Source organism: Streptomyces sp. BE303, from assembly GCF_036290945.1.
Classification (GTDB): Bacteria; Actinomycetota; Actinomycetes; order Streptomycetales; family Streptomycetaceae; genus Kitasatospora.
The window spans coordinates 73,781-90,624 of the sequence record NZ_JAQYWZ010000820.1 but is presented as its reverse complement, the minus strand read 5'-3'; the positions used below and the strand labels follow the sequence as shown (position 1 = coordinate 90,624).

Below are 16,844 nucleotides of genomic sequence, written 5' to 3'. Positions count from 1 at the left end.
TACTTCAAAAGGAATCTCCAACCCCGAAACAAGTCCGAGGCCGGGGATGTCAACATATCTGGCGTTGACTTTTGGCACGCTGTTGAGTTCTCAAGGAACGGACACTTCCTTCAGGCGGCTTTCACACCGGCCCTCCGGGCGCTTCGTTCTTTCGTGCTTCCAGCTTACCAGACGTTTTCCACTCCGTTTCCGGCGCTTCGTTCGTCCAACTCGCTGGTGTCTTCTGCGGCTTGACGCCCCGTCCGACGTTTCAAACTCTAGCCGAACCCCGCTCCGAAAAGCGAATCCGGCCGCAATCCCCGGAAATGGGCACGCCTAATAAACCCTGGCCGGAACGCATCGAAACAAAGACGACACGCCTCGGCCCGAATCAGGAAGAGGTGGTGTTTCAGAGGATTGGCCACTCCGGGACCGTCCGCGCTGATGCGTGTCCGGTTCTCCCTGCCGAGCGACTAGAGAACACTACGCCCGATCTGCTCCGAAGGCAAACCCGTCCCCCGGACGACGCGTGTGCAGAGCGGACGCCCGGTCTTCACGTACTCGCCGTTGGGGTGGTCGTTGGTGGTGACCCAGTGGCGGGCGGCGGCCTCGTCGCGGCCCGCGTCGCGGTGGCGGTCGAGGAGACGCCGCTCGCGCTCGGCGTCGTCGGTGTCCACGTACCAGAGTTCGTGGAGCAGCCCGCGGGCCTCCGGCCAGGGGTGGTCTCCGGCGGCGAGGTAGTTCCCCTCGGTGACGACCAGGCGGGTGTGCGGTCGGACGACGTGGCGGGCCGCCACCGGCTCGTCCAGGCCGCGGTCGAAGTCGGGGACGTAGATGTCCTGGAAGCGCTCGGTGGTGACCCGGCGCAGCAGGGCGACGTACCCGTGGGCGTCGAAGGTGGCCGGCGCACCCTTGCGGTGGCCCAGGCCCAGGCGGTCGAGCTGGGCGCCGGAGAGGTGGAAGCCGTCGAGCGGGAGGTAGGCCGCGCTGCCCGGACCCTCACGGCGTTCGACCTCGGCGACCAGGTGCCGGGCCAGGGTGGACTTGCCGGCACCGGGCGGGCCGGACAGTCCGAGGATGGCGCGCGGGTGACTGCCCGGACCGTGCAGGAGGCCGAGGGCGAGAGCGGTGAGGCTGTCCGCTGTGGGGCTGTCCGCGTTCATGGGCGCACCCTACTCACCCGTCCGTGGCGCAGTCTCCGCCTTCCTCGGCGTCAGCGGTCGAGGAGCGGCCGTTCGGCGAGGGCGGGCAGTTCCAGGGTGAGCGTGCCGGTATCGGCGTCGAGCAGCGCGGGCACGCCGAGGGGGACCGTCAGGGTCGACGGGCAGTGGCCGAAGCCCAGCTCCCAGAGGACCGGTACGCCCAGCGGGCCGAGCCGGTCGAGCATGACGTCGCGGACGCGGTCGAGCGGTCCGCAGCCCTCCCAGGAGCCGAGGGCGATTCCGGCGACGCCCTCGAAGGCGCCCGAGCGCAGGAACTGGGTGAGGATCCGGTCCAGCTGGTAGGGGTGCTCGTTGACGTCCTCCAGGATCAGGATGTTCCCGGCGAACGAGGGGCGGGCGGCGGGCGTGCCGCGCTCGGCGGCGAGCACGTGGGTGCAGCCGCCCGCGGTGATGCCGCGGGCGCGGCCCGGAACGAGCGGACCGGCGCCGGGGGCGGTGACGACCGTGGTGGCCGCGGGGTCGAAGAGGGTGCGGCGCAGGTGCTCGGCGGTCGGGCCGTCGGTGATGAAGGAGGCCGTGGCGCTCATCGGCCCGTAGAGGGTGGCGAGGCCGAGGCGCCGGGCGAAGGCCTCCTGCAGGGAGGTGACGTCACTGAAGCCGATCAGCACCTTGGGCCGGACGGCCCGCATGGCCTCCCAGTCCAGCAGGTCGACCATGCGGTGGACCCCGTAGCCGCCTCGGGCGCAGATGACGGCGTCGACGGTGGGGTCGAGCCAGGCGTTCTGCAGGTCGGCGGCGCGGTCGGCGTCGGTGCCGGCGAGGTGACCGAGCACGGGGTGGGTGTCGAGGACGTGCGGCGCGACGGTGACCCGCAAACCCCAGGACCGCAGGAGTGCGCTGCCGGCGGTGAGCCGCTGCGGATCGACGGGGCCGCTGGGGGCGACCACCACGACGTGGTCCCCGGGGCGGAGCTGCGGCGGACGGGTCAGGCCTCGGCCCGGCGTGGTCGGGAACTGGTCCATGGCCTGGCTCCTTCCGGGGTGGGGGCGGGGAGGGTGTCGTGCTCTCGGGGCGGCCCCGGCGGAGCCACCCCGAGAGGTTATGCCCTCACACCTTCACACCGACCCCATCACGGTCCTGACCTCGTCGAGGGTGGCGTCGGCGACGGCATTGGCGCGCTCGGCGCCGTCACGCAGGACCTGCCGGAGGTGGCCGCGGTCGGCGGCGAGCGCGGCGCGGCGGGCGCGGATCGGGCGGAGGTGTTCGTTGACGGCCTCGGTCACGGTGCGCTTGAGCGCGGCGGCGCCGCCGTCGCCGATCTCCTCGGCGATCTCCTCCGGCGCCCGGTCCCGGCAGAGGGCGGCGAGCAGGACGAGGCCCGAGACCCCGGGGCGGGTGACCGGGTCGTAGGTGATCCGGCGGTCGGCGTCGGTCCGGGCTCCCTTGATCAGGCGGGCGGTGGTGTCCTCGTCGGCGGAGAGCGGGACGGCGTTGCCGCGGCTCTTGCTCATCTTGCCGCCGTCGGTGCCGAGCAGCAGCGGGGTGTCGGAGAGAAGGGGGCGGGGCGTGGGGAAGACGGCGCTGCCGTCGGCGTGCGGGTAGCGCTCGTTGAAGCGGCGGGCGACGGTGCGGGCGACCTCCAGGTGAGGCAGCTGGTCCTGTCCGACGGGGACGAGGTCGGCCTTGCAGAAGAGGATGTCGGCGGCCTGGTGGACGGGGTAGGTGAACATGAGGCCGTTGACAGCGGACTGGTCGGAATGGGCGATCTCGTCCTTGACCGTGGGGTTGCGGCTCAGCTCGGCGACGCTGACCAGGCTGAGGAACGGCAGCAGCAGCTGGTTGAGGGCGGGGACCGCGCTGTGCGCGAAGATCGTGGCGCGCTCGGGGTCGAGGCCGGTGGCGAGGTAGTCGAGGACGAGGTTCTCGGTGTGCTCGGCGAGCCGGTCGGCGGTGTCCCGGTCGGTGATGACCTGGTAGTCGGCGATGACGACGAACATCTCGGCGCCCCGGGCCTGGAGGCGGACCCGGTTGCGCAGGGTGCCGAAGTAGTGGCCGAGGTGGAGCGGGCCGGTGGGGCGGTCACCGGTCAGGACGCGGTGGGCGCCCGGGTCGGCGGCGGCGCTCCCGTCGAGGGCGGGAGCTGTGGCGGCGGAGACGGTGGTGGAAACGGCGGTGGTCACGGGGTTCTCCTCGGTACGGCGTGATGCGGCCGTCCGGGGCTCCGGGCCCGTCCCGTCGGGGAAACGCGACAGGGCCGTCCATCCCGGACGGCCCTGGTCAGGCGTGGCTGGTGGCCGTCCTAGGACGGCCACCAGTCGAGACCTGCGAAGCGCTTCATGCGTTCGAGGATAGCGTCAGTCCTCCACGACGAGGGCGGGCGTGTCCTTGCGCAGCGTCTCGCCGCGGAAGAACTCCGGCCGGTACGCGCCGTACGAGAACATCAGCACCGCGCCGAGCAGCAGGATGCCGACGCCGATGACGAACACCGAGCCGATGCCGAACACGGCGCCGCTGCCGTACTCCGGGTCCCAGGCGTCGGTGAGGGTCTGCAGGAAGACGGCGGCGAGCAGCACGCCGCCGAGCAGCGGGGCGACCCCCTTGACCAGGAGGTCGCGCGGACCGTTGCGGAGCGAGCGGCGGAAGTACCGGACGCAGGCGAAGGCGGTCAGCGCGTAGTAGAAGCAGATCATCAGGCCGAGGGCCAGGATGGTGTCCTGGACGACGTTCTCGCTGATCACGCTCATGCCGACGTAGAAGGCGGCGGTGGCGACGCCGGCGGCGACCGTGGCGTAGCCGGGGGTGCGGAAGCGCGGGTGGACGGTGCCGAAGCGCGGCGGGACGGCCCGGTAGGCGCTCATGGCGAGCAGGGTGCGGGCGACCGGGATGAACGTGGTCTGCAGGCTCGCGGCCGCACTGGCGACGACGGCGAGGAACAGCAGGATGCTCCACGGCGAGCCGAGCACCGGGCGGGCCAGGGCGGCGAAGACGTTGTCGGCGGTGTCCGGGTTGCCCAGACCGGTACCGGCGGCGCCGACGCCGGCGAACATCTGGGAGGCGATCGCGACCAGCAGGTACGAGCCGACCAGGGTCACCATCGAGATCATCGCGGCCCGGCCCGGGGTCTTGGCGCTGCCGCTGGTCTCCTCGTTCATGGTGAGGCAGGTGTCCCAGCCCCAGTACATGAAGATCGACAGCGAGAGGCCCGCGGTGAACGCGCTGAACGAGCTCACTTCCAGCGGGTTGAGCCAGGAGGCGGAGAAGCCGATCGAGTCCGGCAGGTCACCGGCCGCGGCCTTGGCGACGGCGATGCCGGCGAAGAGGAGCAGCACCGCGAGCTGGAGGCCGACCAGGCTGTACTGGAACCACTTGGTGGCGGTCATGCCCCGGTAGCTCATCGCGGTGGCGGCGGCGATCAGGACGACCACCGTGAGCAGGTGGACGGCCTTGTTGTCGTTCAGCTCCGCGACCGCGCTGTTGCCGGTCATCTCGCCGAGCATCAGGTAGAGGAAGTCGGTCGCCACGCCGGCCAGGTTGGAGAGCACGATGATGGTGGCCACCGTCAGGCCCCAGCCGGCCATCCAGCCGACCCGCGGGCCGAAGGCCTTGACCGTCCAGGTGAAGGACGTTCCGCAGTCCGGGAAGTCCTTGTTCAGCTCCTTGTACGCGAACGCGACGAGCAGCATCGGCAGGAAGCCGGCCAGGAACACCGCGGGCATCTGGACGCCGACGGCGGTCACGGTGGGACCGAGCGTCGCCGTGAGGCAGTAGACCGGGGCGACCGTCGAGATGCCCAGGACCACGCTGCCCAGCAGGCCGACCGAGTTGCCCCGTAGGCCCTTGTCCCCCGTTGCCCCCGCCGCCCCCGGGTCGGGGGCTCCACCACTGGCGCCACTGACCGGGGCACCCTGCGGAGCGGTGGGCGCCGTTGCCCGTCCGCTGCTTCCGTGCTCTGAGAGCTGCTGATCGACCACCAGCGCACCCTAGGTGGGGGTACCGAAGGTTGAGTAGGCCAACCCCTGGTGATCTGAGCCACTCCCTTCGATTCACCAGGGCGTGGCATCCGATGCCGCCCGATACATGGGACGCAGGGGCGTGTACCTTTATTTCTAAGGGTTGTTATCGAATTGATTTGCCGCTTATGTCATGGTTTGAGATGTTCTGCCGCCGCCCGAAAGGGGTTCGAGCGGGAGGAATCGGGGCCTTCGGATAGGTTTGCCTCACCTAATCCCCCGACCTCGAAGGAGCGCCGCGTGGCCCCCACCTCCGGCAACCAGACCGTCGTCCCCCGCCCCTCCCGCCGGAAGCTGCTCACCGTGAGCCTCACCGGCAGCGCCGTGCTCGGCCTCGGCGGGCTGCTCACCGCCTGCGGCAGCTCCGGGGGCTCCGGAGACGGCTCGGGCGGCGGCGCGGCAGGGGGCGGCGCGAAGCCGTCCGGCGGCTCCTCCCCGGACCAGAAGTCGGTCAAGCAGGGCGGCGACGACTACGCCACCGTGATCGAGAAGATGAAGAGCTTCGGCACCGACGCCGCGCCCGGCGTCTACCCGCGGACCGTCCGCCACGCGATGGGCGAGACGGTCGTCCCCGCCAAGCCCGTCCGGGTCGTCGTACTGGACACCGGCGAGCTCGACAACGTCGTCTCGCTCGGCATCCAGCCGGTCGGCGTGGTCCACACCGACGGTTCCAAGACCATGCCGTCCTACCTCAAGGCCAAGGCCGGCAGCCCCGCCGCCGTGGGCACCATCAACAGCCTCAACCTGGAGGCCATCGCCGAGCTCAAGCCCGACCTGATCCTCGGCAGCCAGCTGCGCGCCCAGGACCAGTACGCACAGCTCTCGAAGGTCGCCCCGACCGTCTTCTCGCTGCGTCCCGGCTACCCCTGGAAGCAGAACTTCCTGCTCAACGCGAGCCCGTTCGGCCTGGAGGCGGAGGCCAGGGCCCAGCTGGACGCCTACCAGGCCGCCGCCGCCGCGATCGGCTCCGGTCTCGGCGACAAGCGGCCCACGATCACGCCGATGCGCTTCATGCCCGGCAAGATCCGGCTGTACGCGGAGCTGTCCTTCATCGGCACCATCCTCGGTGACATCGGGCTGCCGCAGCCCGGGATCGAGCAGGTCAAGGAACTCGCGGTGGAGATCAGCCCCGAGCAGATCGACAAGGCCGACGCCGACTGGATCTTCTACGGCGTCTACGGCTCGCCCAGCTCCACCAACCAGGACGCGGTTCTCGGCGGCGCGCTCTGGAAGACCCTCGGTGCGGTCAAGTCCGGCCAGGCCCGGCCGGTCTCCGACGAGACCTGGTTCCTCGGCCTCGGTGTGGCCGCGGCCAACGTCGTCCTGACCGAGCTGAAGGGCTTCGTCGCACCCGGGGCCTGAGCCCCGGACCCCGCCTCCGGCGGCCGACGCCCGGAGCCGGCTCCTGCCGTCCCGGCCCGTCCGACCGACGCCTGACGTGCCGTCATGGCGCCGTGCGGGCGGGCCGGGACGGCGTCCTCGCCCACAGCGGACGGAAAGGCGCTTGGAGCTGGTCGCAGGGTGCGGGAGGATCATCCGGACCGTACCCCGAAGGGCCCGTGCCGATGACCACGCTCGACCAGACCACCGCCGACCGCTCCCCGACCGACGCGCCAGCGCGTACGGCCGGCGAGCGGCCCCTGACCGCAGCACCGGCATCGCCGCGACCCACCGTGGAGGGCGGTGCCACGCGCTGCTCGATCGCGGCGGCGGGAACGGACTGTGCACCGGTCGGTGGCACCGGGGCCGGAGCCGCCCGGGACGGCTCGGTGCCGCGGCCGCGCGGCGGGGCGGCCGACGACGACGGGTCCGGCGCCGGCGGCTCCGGCCGGGGCGGCCCCGCAGGTGAGGGGGCGCCGGTGGCCCGGGTCCGGACCGGACCGGGCGAGGGTCCGCAGGCCGCGCAGGGGCAGGTGCCCGCGCCGGCCGGCCCCGCCGTCACCCACCGCCGACCGGCGGAGGCGGACCGCACGCCGCCGGCCGAGGAGTACGGCCACGACCCCACCGGTGCGGGCCACCCGGACATTCCCAACCCGGCCGGGACGGACGCGACCGGGACGGAAGCCGTCACCACGGAAGCCGTCGGGACGGACCGGACCGGGGCGCAGCCCGTCGGGACGGGCGGCGTGGTGTTCGTCCGGCTCCAGCAGCCGCCGACGGTCGAGGACCGGACCGTCCCCGTGCTGCGCGCGGCCCAGGAGGAGCTGCGGACCGCCGCCACCCGGCGCCCTTCGCCCTCCCGCCGGCTGCGTCGGATGCACCCGCAGCCGGCCGGTGCGGGCCCGGCGCGGGCGAACCGCGCGCGAACGCGGCAGGCGACGGACCTCCCGACCGCCTCCGGCGACGCCAGGGCCGGAGCCGGGCCCACCGGTGAGTCCGCTCCACCGGCGCCCGCCGCCGAAACGCCGCTGGGCATCCTGATCGGCGGCACCCCGAACCTGCCGGAGACCGCCGGCCGCCCCGAGGAACGGCCGACCCTCCGGGCCTCGGCGGAACTGGTCCGTCTCGGTCGCGGGACCTGCCTGGTGATCCTGCCCGCGTGGCGGCCCGCCATCGCCGTCTCGGTACCGACCGAGCACCTGCTGGCGGCCACCGGGCTCGCCTACGAGCAGCTGGCCGACACGCCGCTCTCCGTCGTGATCAACCCCGGCGCCCTCCACGACCGGGAGCTGGAACTCCGGGACTGGCAGGCCGGTCCGACCGGGCGGCAGGGCCGACGCGGCGGGCGTCGACAACCCTGACCGGAGCCCCCCGCAGGCTCAGCTGACGACCGACCCGGCGTTCGGGACGTAGCCGAGGTCGACCGGCTCCGGTTCCCGCCGGTCGGCGAGCCAGCCCTCCCGCACGGCCGACAGCAGCTCGGGAAGCCGCGGCGGCCAGAGCGCGTCGGCGTTCTCGTCGGCGAGATCGGCCGGGGTCCACCAGCGCCAGTCGAGGATCATGTCGGCGGCGTGCATCGCGCTGACGTCACCGACGGGGCCCCGGTGCGGGCCGCTCGTGAGGTAGATGTGCTCGTGCTGGCGGACGGGAGTGCCGTGCCAGGTGAAGTCGTGCTCCCAGGTGCAGAGCAGCGGGCCGGGTTCGAGGTCGGTCCAGCCGGTCTCCTCCCACAGCTCGCGCCGCGCGCCCGTGTGCGGCGTCTCACCGGGCTCGATGCCGCCGCCCGGCATGGTCCAGTGCACGCCGACCTCGCTGTTGTCCGAGCGGAGGAGGAAGACCGAACCCTGCTCGTCCAGGACCACCGTACGGGCCGCGCGTCGCGGGGTCCTTCTCACGTTTCGCCACAGGTTTCGCATCGGGTCACTCTCGCAGCGGGCCCGGTCGGCCGTCGAGCGGATTGTCCGGTGCCGGCCCGATGCCGACCCCGTCCGGGACGAGCCCGTTCGGCCCGTCGACCGGGCGGCGGTGGGGTGTTGACGGGCCGACGAACAGTCGGCGCACGTAGCCTGGCGCCCATGCCCGCACCCGCGTTCCTCCTCCCGGCCGACCCGCTCGACCCGCGCCGCCCCGATCCGCACTTCGCCTGGGAGGCGCGGCTGCTGCGCGGGCTGGGCGGCGAGCACCATCTCGTCGACCACGACGCCCTGCTCGCCGGTGACGCCCGGGCGGCGGTGGGCCGGGTGCCCGGAGGCCTCGGCCCGTTCTGGTACCGGGGGTGGATGCTGCCCGCCGATCGCTACGCCACCTTCGCCACCGCCCTGGCCGAGCGCGGCGCCCATCTGCTGACCAGCCCGCCCGGGTACGCCTCGGCGCACGAACTTCCGGGCTGGTACCGCGTGTTCGAGGGAGCGACGCCGACCAGCGTCTGGCTGCCTGCCTCGGCGTCGGTGCCGCCGGGGCCCGAGCAGTTGGCGGCGGCCGTCACACGGCTCGGCGGGCGCGGTCCGGCGATCGTCAAGGACTACGTGAAGTCACGCAAGCACGAGTGGCACGAAGCCTGCTACGTCCCCGAGTTGGCGGACCTTCCGGGGGTGGCCCGGGTGGTGGACCGGTTCGTGGAGCTGCAGGGCGAGTTCCTGGCCGGGGGTGTGGTGCTGCGGCGGTACGAGGAGTTCGCCCGGGCCTCGACGGACCGACCGGACGACCGGGATGACGGACCGTCGGGCGGGGGCGGCGACGGCGCGGATCCGGTCGGGGGCGCGGGTGCCGTCGGGGACACGGATGCGGACGGCCCGCGTGGCGAGGGCGGCAGGGGCCGCGCGGTGGAGGCCCGGGTGTGGTGGCTGGACGGAGAGCCCGTCCTGGTCGGGCCGCACCCCGACACGCCCGGCTGCGCGGCCGACCCTGACCTCGACGTGGTCCGGCCCCTGGTGCGGGCCCTCGGCTGCCGTTTCGTCACCACCGACCTCGCCCACCGGGCCGACGGTTCCGGCTGGCGCGTGGTCGAGGTCGGTGACGGGCAGGTGAGCGACCTGCCCCGGGGGGTCGACGCGTCCGGGCTGCTGGTCGCGCTGCTCGCGGCCTGAGGACGGCGCGGACGCCGCCCGGACGCGGCCCCGCCCGGACCGGGCGGCAGGGCCCCGGTCCGGGCGATGGCCCTGCCGCCCGTCCGGACCGGACGGCTAGCCGACGGCCGTACCGGGCACCGGCGCCGGACGGCCCTCCTGAAGGCCGTCTCGAAGGCCGTCGTGAAGGTCCTGCCCGTGGTGCCTGTCCGCGACGAACGCCTGCCAGAGCCGGGTGTACACGCCGCCGAGGGCGAGCAGTTCGGCGTGCGTACCGTCCTCGACCACCCGGCCGTGGTCCAGCACGACGACCCGGTCGGCGCGCTCGGCGGTGGTCAGGCGGTGCGCGATGACGAGCGCGGTACGGCCGCCGCTGAGCCGGTCCGCGGCGTGGTTCACCGCGGCCTCGGTGGCCAGGTCGAGGGCCGCGGTGGCCTCGTCCAGCAGCAGGATGTCCGGGCCGACCAGTTCCGCCCGGGCCAGCGCGATCAGCTGGCGCTGCCCCGCCGAAAGGTTTCGTCCGCGCCCGGTGACCTCGTGGTCGTAGCCGCCCGTCAGCCGGAGGATCATCTCGTGCGCGCCGACGGCCCGGGCCGCCGCCTCGACCTCGGACGCCGAGGCCGTGGGCCGGCCGTACGCGATCGCCTCGCGCACCGTCCCGGCGAAGAGGTACGCCTCCTGCGGCACCACGCCGAGCCGGTGGCGGTACTGCGCCAGGTCGTACCGGGTCAGGTCGATGCCGTCCACCCGCACCGTGCCGGTCGTCGCGTCGTAGAACCGGGCGACCAGCTTGACCAGGGTCGACTTGCCGGCCCCCGTCTCGCCGACGAGCGCCACCGTCTGGCCGGCGGGGATCCGCAGGTTCACGCCGGAGAGGACGTCCGGGGCGCCGTCCGCGCCACCGTTGTAGGCGAAGCCGACGCCGTCGAACTCGATCTCGCCGCGGAGCCCGCCCGGGACCGGCACCGGGTCGGCCGCCTGCGCGGTGCTGGTCGGGGTGCGCAGCAGCTCGCGGATCCGGCCCAGGCCCACGGCCGCCTGCTGGTAGCCGTCGAACACCTGGGAGAGCTGGTTGACCGGTGCGAAGAAGAGGTCGATGTAGAGCAGGTACGCCACCAGGGCGCCGACGGTCAGCGTCCCGGACTCGACCCGCGACGCACCGACGATCAGCACCAGCGCGGCGGCCACGCTGGAGAGGAACTGGACGAACGGGAAGTACAGCGAGATGTAGAACTGGGCCCGCACCCGGGCCTCCCGGTAGGCCATGCCCCGGGCGACGAACCGGTCGGTGTTGGTGTCCAGCCGACGGAACGCCTGGACGATCCGCATGCCCGCCACGTTCTCCTGGAGATCCGCGTTGACGGTGCTGATCAGGTCCCGGGAGATCTCGTACTGGGCCTTGGACTTCCTGCGGAAGACCAGGGTCGCGACGATCAGCAGCGGCAGCACCGCGAAGACCACCAGGGCCAGCCCGGCGTCGATGACCAGCAGGGCGGCGAAGATGCCGAGGAACGTCAGCAGGCTGACCACGGCCGTGACCACGCCGGTCTGGAGGAACGAGGTGAGCGAGTCGAGGTCGGTGGTCATCCGGGTCATGATCCGGCCGGAGAGCTCGCGCTCGTAGTAGTCCAGGCCGAGCCGGTTGAGGTGGGCGAAGATCTTGAGCCGCAGGGTGTAGAGCACCCGCTCGCCGGTCCGGCCGCTGACCCGGCTCTCGGCGCCCTGGACCAGCCAGTCCAGCAGGACGATCGCCAGCGCGGTGAGTGCGGCGACGGCGACGCCGGACAGCATCGCCTTGCTGACGCCGTCGTCGATGCCGTGGCGGATCAGGATCGGCAGGACCAGCCCGGCCCCCGCGTCCAGGGTGACCAGCAGCAGGGCGAGGGCGAGCGGGGCGCGGAAGGGGCGGAGCAGGCGGCGGAGGGAGAAATCCGGGTCGCCGGTCTCGGCCTCGCCCCGGGACACCGCCGGGGTGTCGGTGGCCGGCGGGAGGGCGGCGACCCGGGCCACCAGATCGGGGGCCGCGGTGCGGACCGCCTTGGTCAGGGCCGGGGTGGGCATCACGGGGGCCTCGGTCCGACGCCGACCGTCGGCGTCGGGTACGGCTTCGGCGTCGGGTACGGCTCGCGTCCCGGCCCCGGTCCGGGCCCCGGCGGGCTCAACCACGGCGGCGGTGCCGACGGCCTCGGCGGTCTGCGGTGTTCCGGGAGCCTCCGGTGCGGCGGTCGCGGTCGCGGACGCGGTCCGACCGGCCTCGGGGTCGGAGATCAGGGCTCGGTACTGCGGACATCGGGCGTCGAGTTCCTCGTGCGTCCCGATGTCCAGCAGACGGCCGTGCTCCAGGATCGCGATCCGGTCGGCCAGCTGGAGGGTGGAGCGTCGGTGGGCGATCAGCAGGGTGGTCCGGCCCGCCATCACCGAACGCAGCGCGTCGTGGATCTCGGCCTCGATCTGCGGATCGACCGCCGAGGTGGCGTCGTCCAGCAGCAGGATGCGCGGGTCGGTGAGGATCGCGCGGGCCAGGGCGATCCGCTGGCGCTGGCCGCCGGAAAGAGTGAGCCCCTGCTCGCCGACCTTGGTCTCGTAACCGGCGGGCAGCTGTCGGACGAACTCGTCCGCCTGGGCCGCCCGGGCGGCGGCCACGACCTGCTCGTCGGTGGCGTCCGGCCGGCCGTAGGCGATGTTGGTACGGACCGTCTCGGAGAAGAGGAAGCTCTCCTCGGGCACGATGCCGACGGCCGCCCGGACCGAGTCGAGCGTCAGGTCCCGCAGGTCGTGGCCGTAGAGGCGGACGGCGCCGGCCGCCGGGTCGTAGAACCTCGGCACCAGCTGCGCCACCGTGGACTTGCCGGAGCCCGACGCGCCGACCAGCGCCAGCGTCTCGCCGGGGGCGAGCCTGAGGCTGAGCCCGTGCAGGACGGGTGCCGGGTGCTCGGGGTCGTAACGGAACTCGACCCCGTCGAACTCCAGAGCCACGTCGGCGGCGCGGGGGCCGACGGCGGGCGGGCCGCCGGCCGTCCCCGCGACGGCGCTCCCGGGGGCGTCGCTCCCGGGAGCGGCGGCCTCCGCGGCGAGGTCGAGGGTGACCGCGTCCGGCCGCTCGCGGACCAGCGGGCGCTCGTCGACCAGCTGGAGCACCCGCTCGACGCCCGCCCTGGCCTGCTGGCCGACCGTGATGACCATGGTCAGCATCCGCACCGGACCGGTCATCTGCGCCACGTACGTGGAGAAGGCGACGAAGGTGCCGAGCGTGACACGGCCGTCGACCGCCAGCCAGCCGCCGAAGGCCAGCACGGCGACCTGGGCCAGCGCCGGGATCGCCTGCATCGCCGGGTTGTAGCGGCTGTTCAGTCGGATCGAGCGCAGCCGGGCCGCGAAGAGGCGGCGCGAGGCCGTCTCCAGCTTGTCCAGCTCCTGGGCCTCCTGCCCGAAGCCCTTGACCACCCGCACGCCGCCGATCGCCTCGTCGACCACGCCCGCGACGGCGGCCGCCTCCTGCTGGGCGGCCCAGGTGGACGGGAACAGCCGCTTCCGGCTGAGCACCGAGATCCACCAGAGCAACGGGCCCATCACCAGGGCGATCAGGGTGAGCGGAGGCGAGAGCCAGATCATCACGCCCAACGACATGACGAACATGACGAGGTAGCCGGTCATCATGGGCAGCATCGAGAGCAGCCCGTTGATCAGCTGGAGGTCGGAGGTGGCGCGGCCGACCACCTGCCCGGTGTCCAGCCGGTCCTGCCGGTGGCCGTCCAGTCGGCCGAGCGAGCGGAAGAGGTCGCTGCGCATGTCGTGCTGGACGTCCAGGGCCAGCTGCCCGCCGTAGTAGCGGCGCACCTGTGTGCAGCCGAACACCACGGCGGCGGCCAGCAGCAGGACGCCCGCCCACGGTGCCAGCGAGCGGGTGTGCGAGGTGATGACGTCGTCGATGATCAGCTTGGTGACCAGCGGCACCAGGGCGGTGACGGCCATGCCGACGAGCGAGGCGCCGAAGGCCAGCAGCACGCTGCGCCGCGACCGCCAGCAGTAGCCGAGCAGCCGTCGGAGCCAACCCTGCCCCTCGGCGCCCTCGGCGTCCTCCGCGCCGGCGGGGCGGTCGGGACCGCCCGGTCCTTCGTCCGGGCCGGGGGCCGGGTTCGGCCCGGCGTTCCCGGTGCCGTTCGACGTGCTCGTGTCGCCCCGTGCGCCGCCGGTCGTGCCGGCCGCGCCCCGGGAGCCGGTTCGGGTGCCGCTCGGGGAAAGCTCCACCGTAGATCCGTGAGTCTCAGGCATATTTAGGGATGCTAACCATTTCGTCGGGTGGCCGCCATGGATTTCAGGCCGGGGCGAGCCGGGATTCCCGGCCCGGCGGAGGAACCAACAGCCCGCAACCTGCGGTGATTCCCGCGTCGGCCCGCCCTCCGCGCCCTCTACCAGGGTCGCCGACCGCGCGCGGAATGCCCACCTCCCGCCGACGCAGCGGGCGCACCGCCATTGGTCCTAGGGCTGTCGGCCGACCCCGACGGCACGAGTCGGAGCTCAGTCCTGCGGCACGACGGTGTCGGCGACGGGGGCGGCGGCGGTGGCGGTGGTCGTGGCAACGTCGGCGGGCGCGTCCGCCGCCGCGGGCGCGACGGCGGCGGAATCGGCACTCTCGTGGCCGCCGGTGGCCACGACGGCGCCCGCGGCGACCGCTCCGGCGGCGGCCGCGAAGGCGCCGTGCGCGAGGCTGTGCAGCAGCGCGGCCATCGCGTCGCGCTGGAGTCCGGCCCGCTCGTCCTGGGCGGGGCTCGGGCCGAGGCTGTGCGGGGTCGAGTTGATCAGCCCGAAGACGGCGTGCACGGCCGCGCGGGCGACCGGCTCCGCCGCCGGGGCCGCGAGCGACGGGTAGGCCTGGCGGACCACGTCCACCCAGAGCTCCACGTAGCCGCGCTGGAGCCGGCGGACCGTCCGGCGGTCCTCCGTCCGGAGGTTCAGCAGCTCCCGGTCGTGCAGGGTGATCAGGTCGCGGTCGTCGAGCGCGAAGTCCACGTGCCTGCCGATCAGCGCGTCCAGTGCCGCGGCCGGACCGTCACTGCCACCCGCTCGGCGGCGCCCTTCCTCAAGGAGTCGCTCGCTGATGCCGATCAGCAGGTCGGCGAGCATCGCGTCCTTGCCCGCGAAGTGCCGGTAGAGCCCGGGGCCGCTGATGCCGACGGCCTTGCCGATCTCGTCCACCCCGACACCGAGGAAGCCGCGGGCGGCGAACAGCCTCGCGGCCTCCTTCCGGATCTGGTCGCGGCGCGGGAGCCCTGAGGCGGATGGGGCGTTCGACATGAGGCCCATCGTAGACAGTGGGGTTATCGGTCGTTAACCTGGGCGACAGAAGTTAACGTTCATTAACGTGTGGGGGCCGCAGGCTCACCAGGCTCTGCCGGCCCACCTGCCACCGAGGGCAAGGGAGCTCTTGGAATGGTCATCTCCACCGCCGGAGCACCTGCCGGCGTCAACGGCAGCTCCGCGACCGGCACCCCGGCGACCGGCGCAGCCTTCGGGTCCGTCGCCCCTGGTGGCGCCGCACCGGCACCACGGCTGGACACCGCCGCCGACCCCGGGTCGGAGGCCTACCGGACCAACACCGCCGCCCACCGGGCGCTGGTCGCCGAGCTCCGCGAGAAGCTCGGTGCCGCCTCGCTCGGCGGAGGCGCCAAGGCCAGGGCCCGGCACACCTCGCGCGGCAAGCTGCTCCCCCGCGACCGTGTGGACACCTTGCTCGACCCGGCCTCCCCCTTCCTCGAACTGGCCCCGCTGGCGGCCGACGGGATGTACGACGGCGCCGCACCGGCCGCCGGGGTGATCGCGGGCATCGGCCGGGTCGCCGGACGGGAGGTCGTCGTGGTCGCCAACGACGCCACCGTCAAGGGCGGCACCTACTACCCGATGACGGTCAAGAAGCACCTGCGCGCGCAGGAGGTCGCGCTGGAGAACCGGCTCCCCTGCATCTATCTGGTCGACTCCGGCGGTGCCTTCCTCCCGATGCAGGACGAGGTCTTCCCGGACCGCGACCACTTCGGCCGGATCTTCTACAACCAGGCCCGCCTCTCGGCGGCCGGGATCCCGCAGATCGCCGCCGTGCTCGGCTCGTGCACGGCGGGCGGCGCGTACGTCCCGGCGATGAGCGACCAGGCCGTCATCGTCCGCAACCAGGGCACGATCTTCCTCGGCGGGCCGCCGCTGGTGAAGGCCGCGACCGGCGAGGTGGTGACCGCCGAGGAGCTGGGCGGCGGCGACCTGCACTCCCGGACCTCCGGCGTCACGGACCACCTCGCCGAGGACGACGCCCACGCCCTCTCGATCGTCCGCACCATCGTCGCGGGACTCGGGCCGCGCGCGGCCCGGCCGTGGCCGCTCGCCCCGGCCGAACCGCCGGCCGTCGACCCGGCCGGCCTGTACGGGGCCGTGCCGGTCGACCCGCGCACGCCCTACGACGTGCGCGAGGTGATCGCGCGGCTCGTCGACGGCAGCCGGTTCGCCGAGTTCAAGGCCGAGTACGGCGCGACCCTGGTGACCGGCTTCGCCCGGATCCACGGCCACCCGGTCGGCATCGTCGCCAACAACGGCGTGCTGTTCGCCGAGTCCGCCCTCAAGGGCGCCCACTTCATCGAGCTGTGCGACCAGCGGGGCATCCCCCTCCTCTTCCTGCAGAACATCACCGGGTTCATGGTCGGCCGGCAGTACGAGGCGGGCGGCATCGCCAAGCACGGCGCCAAGATGGTCAACGCCGTCGCCTGCACCCGCGTCCCGAAGCTGACGGTGGTGATCGGCGGCTCGTACGGAGCCGGCAACTACTCGATGTGCGGCCGGGCGTACTCACCCCGCTTCCTGTGGATGTGGCCGGGCGCCAAGATCTCCGTGATGGGCGGCGAGCAGGCCGCTTCGGTGCTGGCCACCGTCCGCCGTGACCAGCTGGAGGCGCACGGCGAGGAGTGGCCGGCCGAGGCGGAGGACGAGTTCAAGCGCCCCGTCCGCGAGCAGTACGACCGCCAGGGCAACGCCTACTACGCCACCGCCCGGCTCTGGGACGACGGAGTGATCGACCCGATGGACACCCGGACCGTCCTCGGCCTGGCCCTGACGGCCTGCGCCAACGCCCCGCTGCCGCCGCCCGGCCCGTTCGGCGTCTTCCGCATGTAGGTCGTCCGCCGAAGGCCCTCCACCGGCGGGCCTTCGGCAGGCGGCCCCGTGCGCGGACGCGCGGGCCGTAGACCCGCCGGACGCCCCCGTCCGAC

The 16,844-nt window shown here is 73.3% G+C and carries 11 protein-coding genes; 4 read left to right on the top strand and 7 right to left on the bottom strand.

What is annotated here, in order from left to right:
* Positions 1-452: 452 nt before the first annotated feature.
* From PUR56_RS28720 to PUR56_RS28705, 4 genes are all read right to left on the bottom strand, one after another.
* Entirely contained in the window at positions 453-1,142 is a 690-nt protein-coding gene (locus tag PUR56_RS28720) for a nucleoside/nucleotide kinase family protein (protein WP_329883741.1), read from the bottom strand.
* Between the two features lie 50 nt (positions 1,143-1,192).
* Positions 1,193-2,164: a S66 peptidase family protein gene (locus PUR56_RS28715; protein WP_329951067.1), complete on the bottom strand. Its 972-nt coding sequence runs from the start codon at positions 2,162-2,164 to the stop codon at positions 1,193-1,195.
* A 93-nt stretch (positions 2,165-2,257) separates the two neighbouring features.
* On the bottom strand, positions 2,258-3,322 hold the full coding sequence (gene trpS / locus PUR56_RS28710; protein WP_329951066.1) for a tryptophan--tRNA ligase: 1,065 nt from the start codon (positions 3,320-3,322) through the stop codon (positions 2,258-2,260).
* A gap of 174 nt (positions 3,323-3,496) precedes the next feature.
* Positions 3,497-5,113: an APC family permease gene (locus tag PUR56_RS28705; protein WP_443034584.1), complete on the bottom strand. Its 1,617-nt coding sequence runs from the start codon at positions 5,111-5,113 to the stop codon at positions 3,497-3,499.
* A gap of 279 nt (positions 5,114-5,392) precedes the next feature.
* Between PUR56_RS28705 and PUR56_RS28700 the strand changes: the two genes are divergently transcribed.
* Both PUR56_RS28700 and PUR56_RS28695 read left to right on the top strand, forming a co-directional pair.
* Positions 5,393-6,514, top strand: a complete 1,122-nt coding sequence (locus tag PUR56_RS28700; protein WP_329951065.1) for an ABC transporter substrate-binding protein — start codon at positions 5,393-5,395, stop codon at positions 6,512-6,514.
* Positions 6,515-6,717: 203 nt separating this feature from the next.
* Positions 6,718-7,893, top strand: a complete 1,176-nt coding sequence (locus PUR56_RS28695) for a hypothetical protein (protein ID WP_329951064.1) — start codon at positions 6,718-6,720, stop codon at positions 7,891-7,893.
* Between the two features lie 18 nt (positions 7,894-7,911).
* On the opposite strand, the gene PUR56_RS28690 is transcribed toward PUR56_RS28695, so the two are convergent.
* Positions 7,912-8,448, bottom strand: coding sequence for an NUDIX hydrolase (locus tag PUR56_RS28690; RefSeq protein WP_329883735.1), 537 nt, complete (start codon positions 8,446-8,448; stop codon positions 7,912-7,914).
* Positions 8,449-8,607: 159 nt separating this feature from the next.
* Here PUR56_RS28690 and PUR56_RS28685 point away from each other — a divergent pair, with 159 nt between their 5' ends.
* Positions 8,608-9,618, top strand: coding sequence for an ATP-grasp domain-containing protein (locus tag PUR56_RS28685; protein ID WP_329883734.1), 1,011 nt, complete (start codon positions 8,608-8,610; stop codon positions 9,616-9,618).
* Between the two features lie 96 nt (positions 9,619-9,714).
* Here the strand turns inward: PUR56_RS28685 and PUR56_RS28680 are convergent, their stop codons facing one another.
* Together PUR56_RS28680 and PUR56_RS28675 are read right to left on the bottom strand one after the other, a co-directional pair.
* Positions 9,715-13,635 carry an ABC transporter ATP-binding protein gene (locus PUR56_RS28680; RefSeq protein ID WP_329951069.1) on the bottom strand — a complete coding sequence of 1,307 codons (3,921 nt, stop codon included), beginning with the start codon at positions 13,633-13,635 and terminating at the stop codon, positions 9,715-9,717.
* A 480-nt stretch (positions 13,636-14,115) separates the two neighbouring features.
* Positions 14,116-14,892: an SACE_7040 family transcriptional regulator gene (locus PUR56_RS28675; protein WP_443034583.1), complete on the bottom strand. Its 777-nt coding sequence runs from the start codon at positions 14,890-14,892 to the stop codon at positions 14,116-14,118.
* 135 nt (positions 14,893-15,027) lie between these two features.
* Here PUR56_RS28675 and PUR56_RS28670 point away from each other — a divergent pair, with 135 nt between their 5' ends.
* Positions 15,028-16,749 (top strand): carboxyl transferase domain-containing protein, encoded by a 1,722-nt coding sequence (locus tag PUR56_RS28670; protein WP_329883730.1) that lies wholly within the window; start codon positions 15,028-15,030, stop codon positions 16,747-16,749.
* The last annotated feature ends 95 nt before the right edge of the window (positions 16,750-16,844 follow it).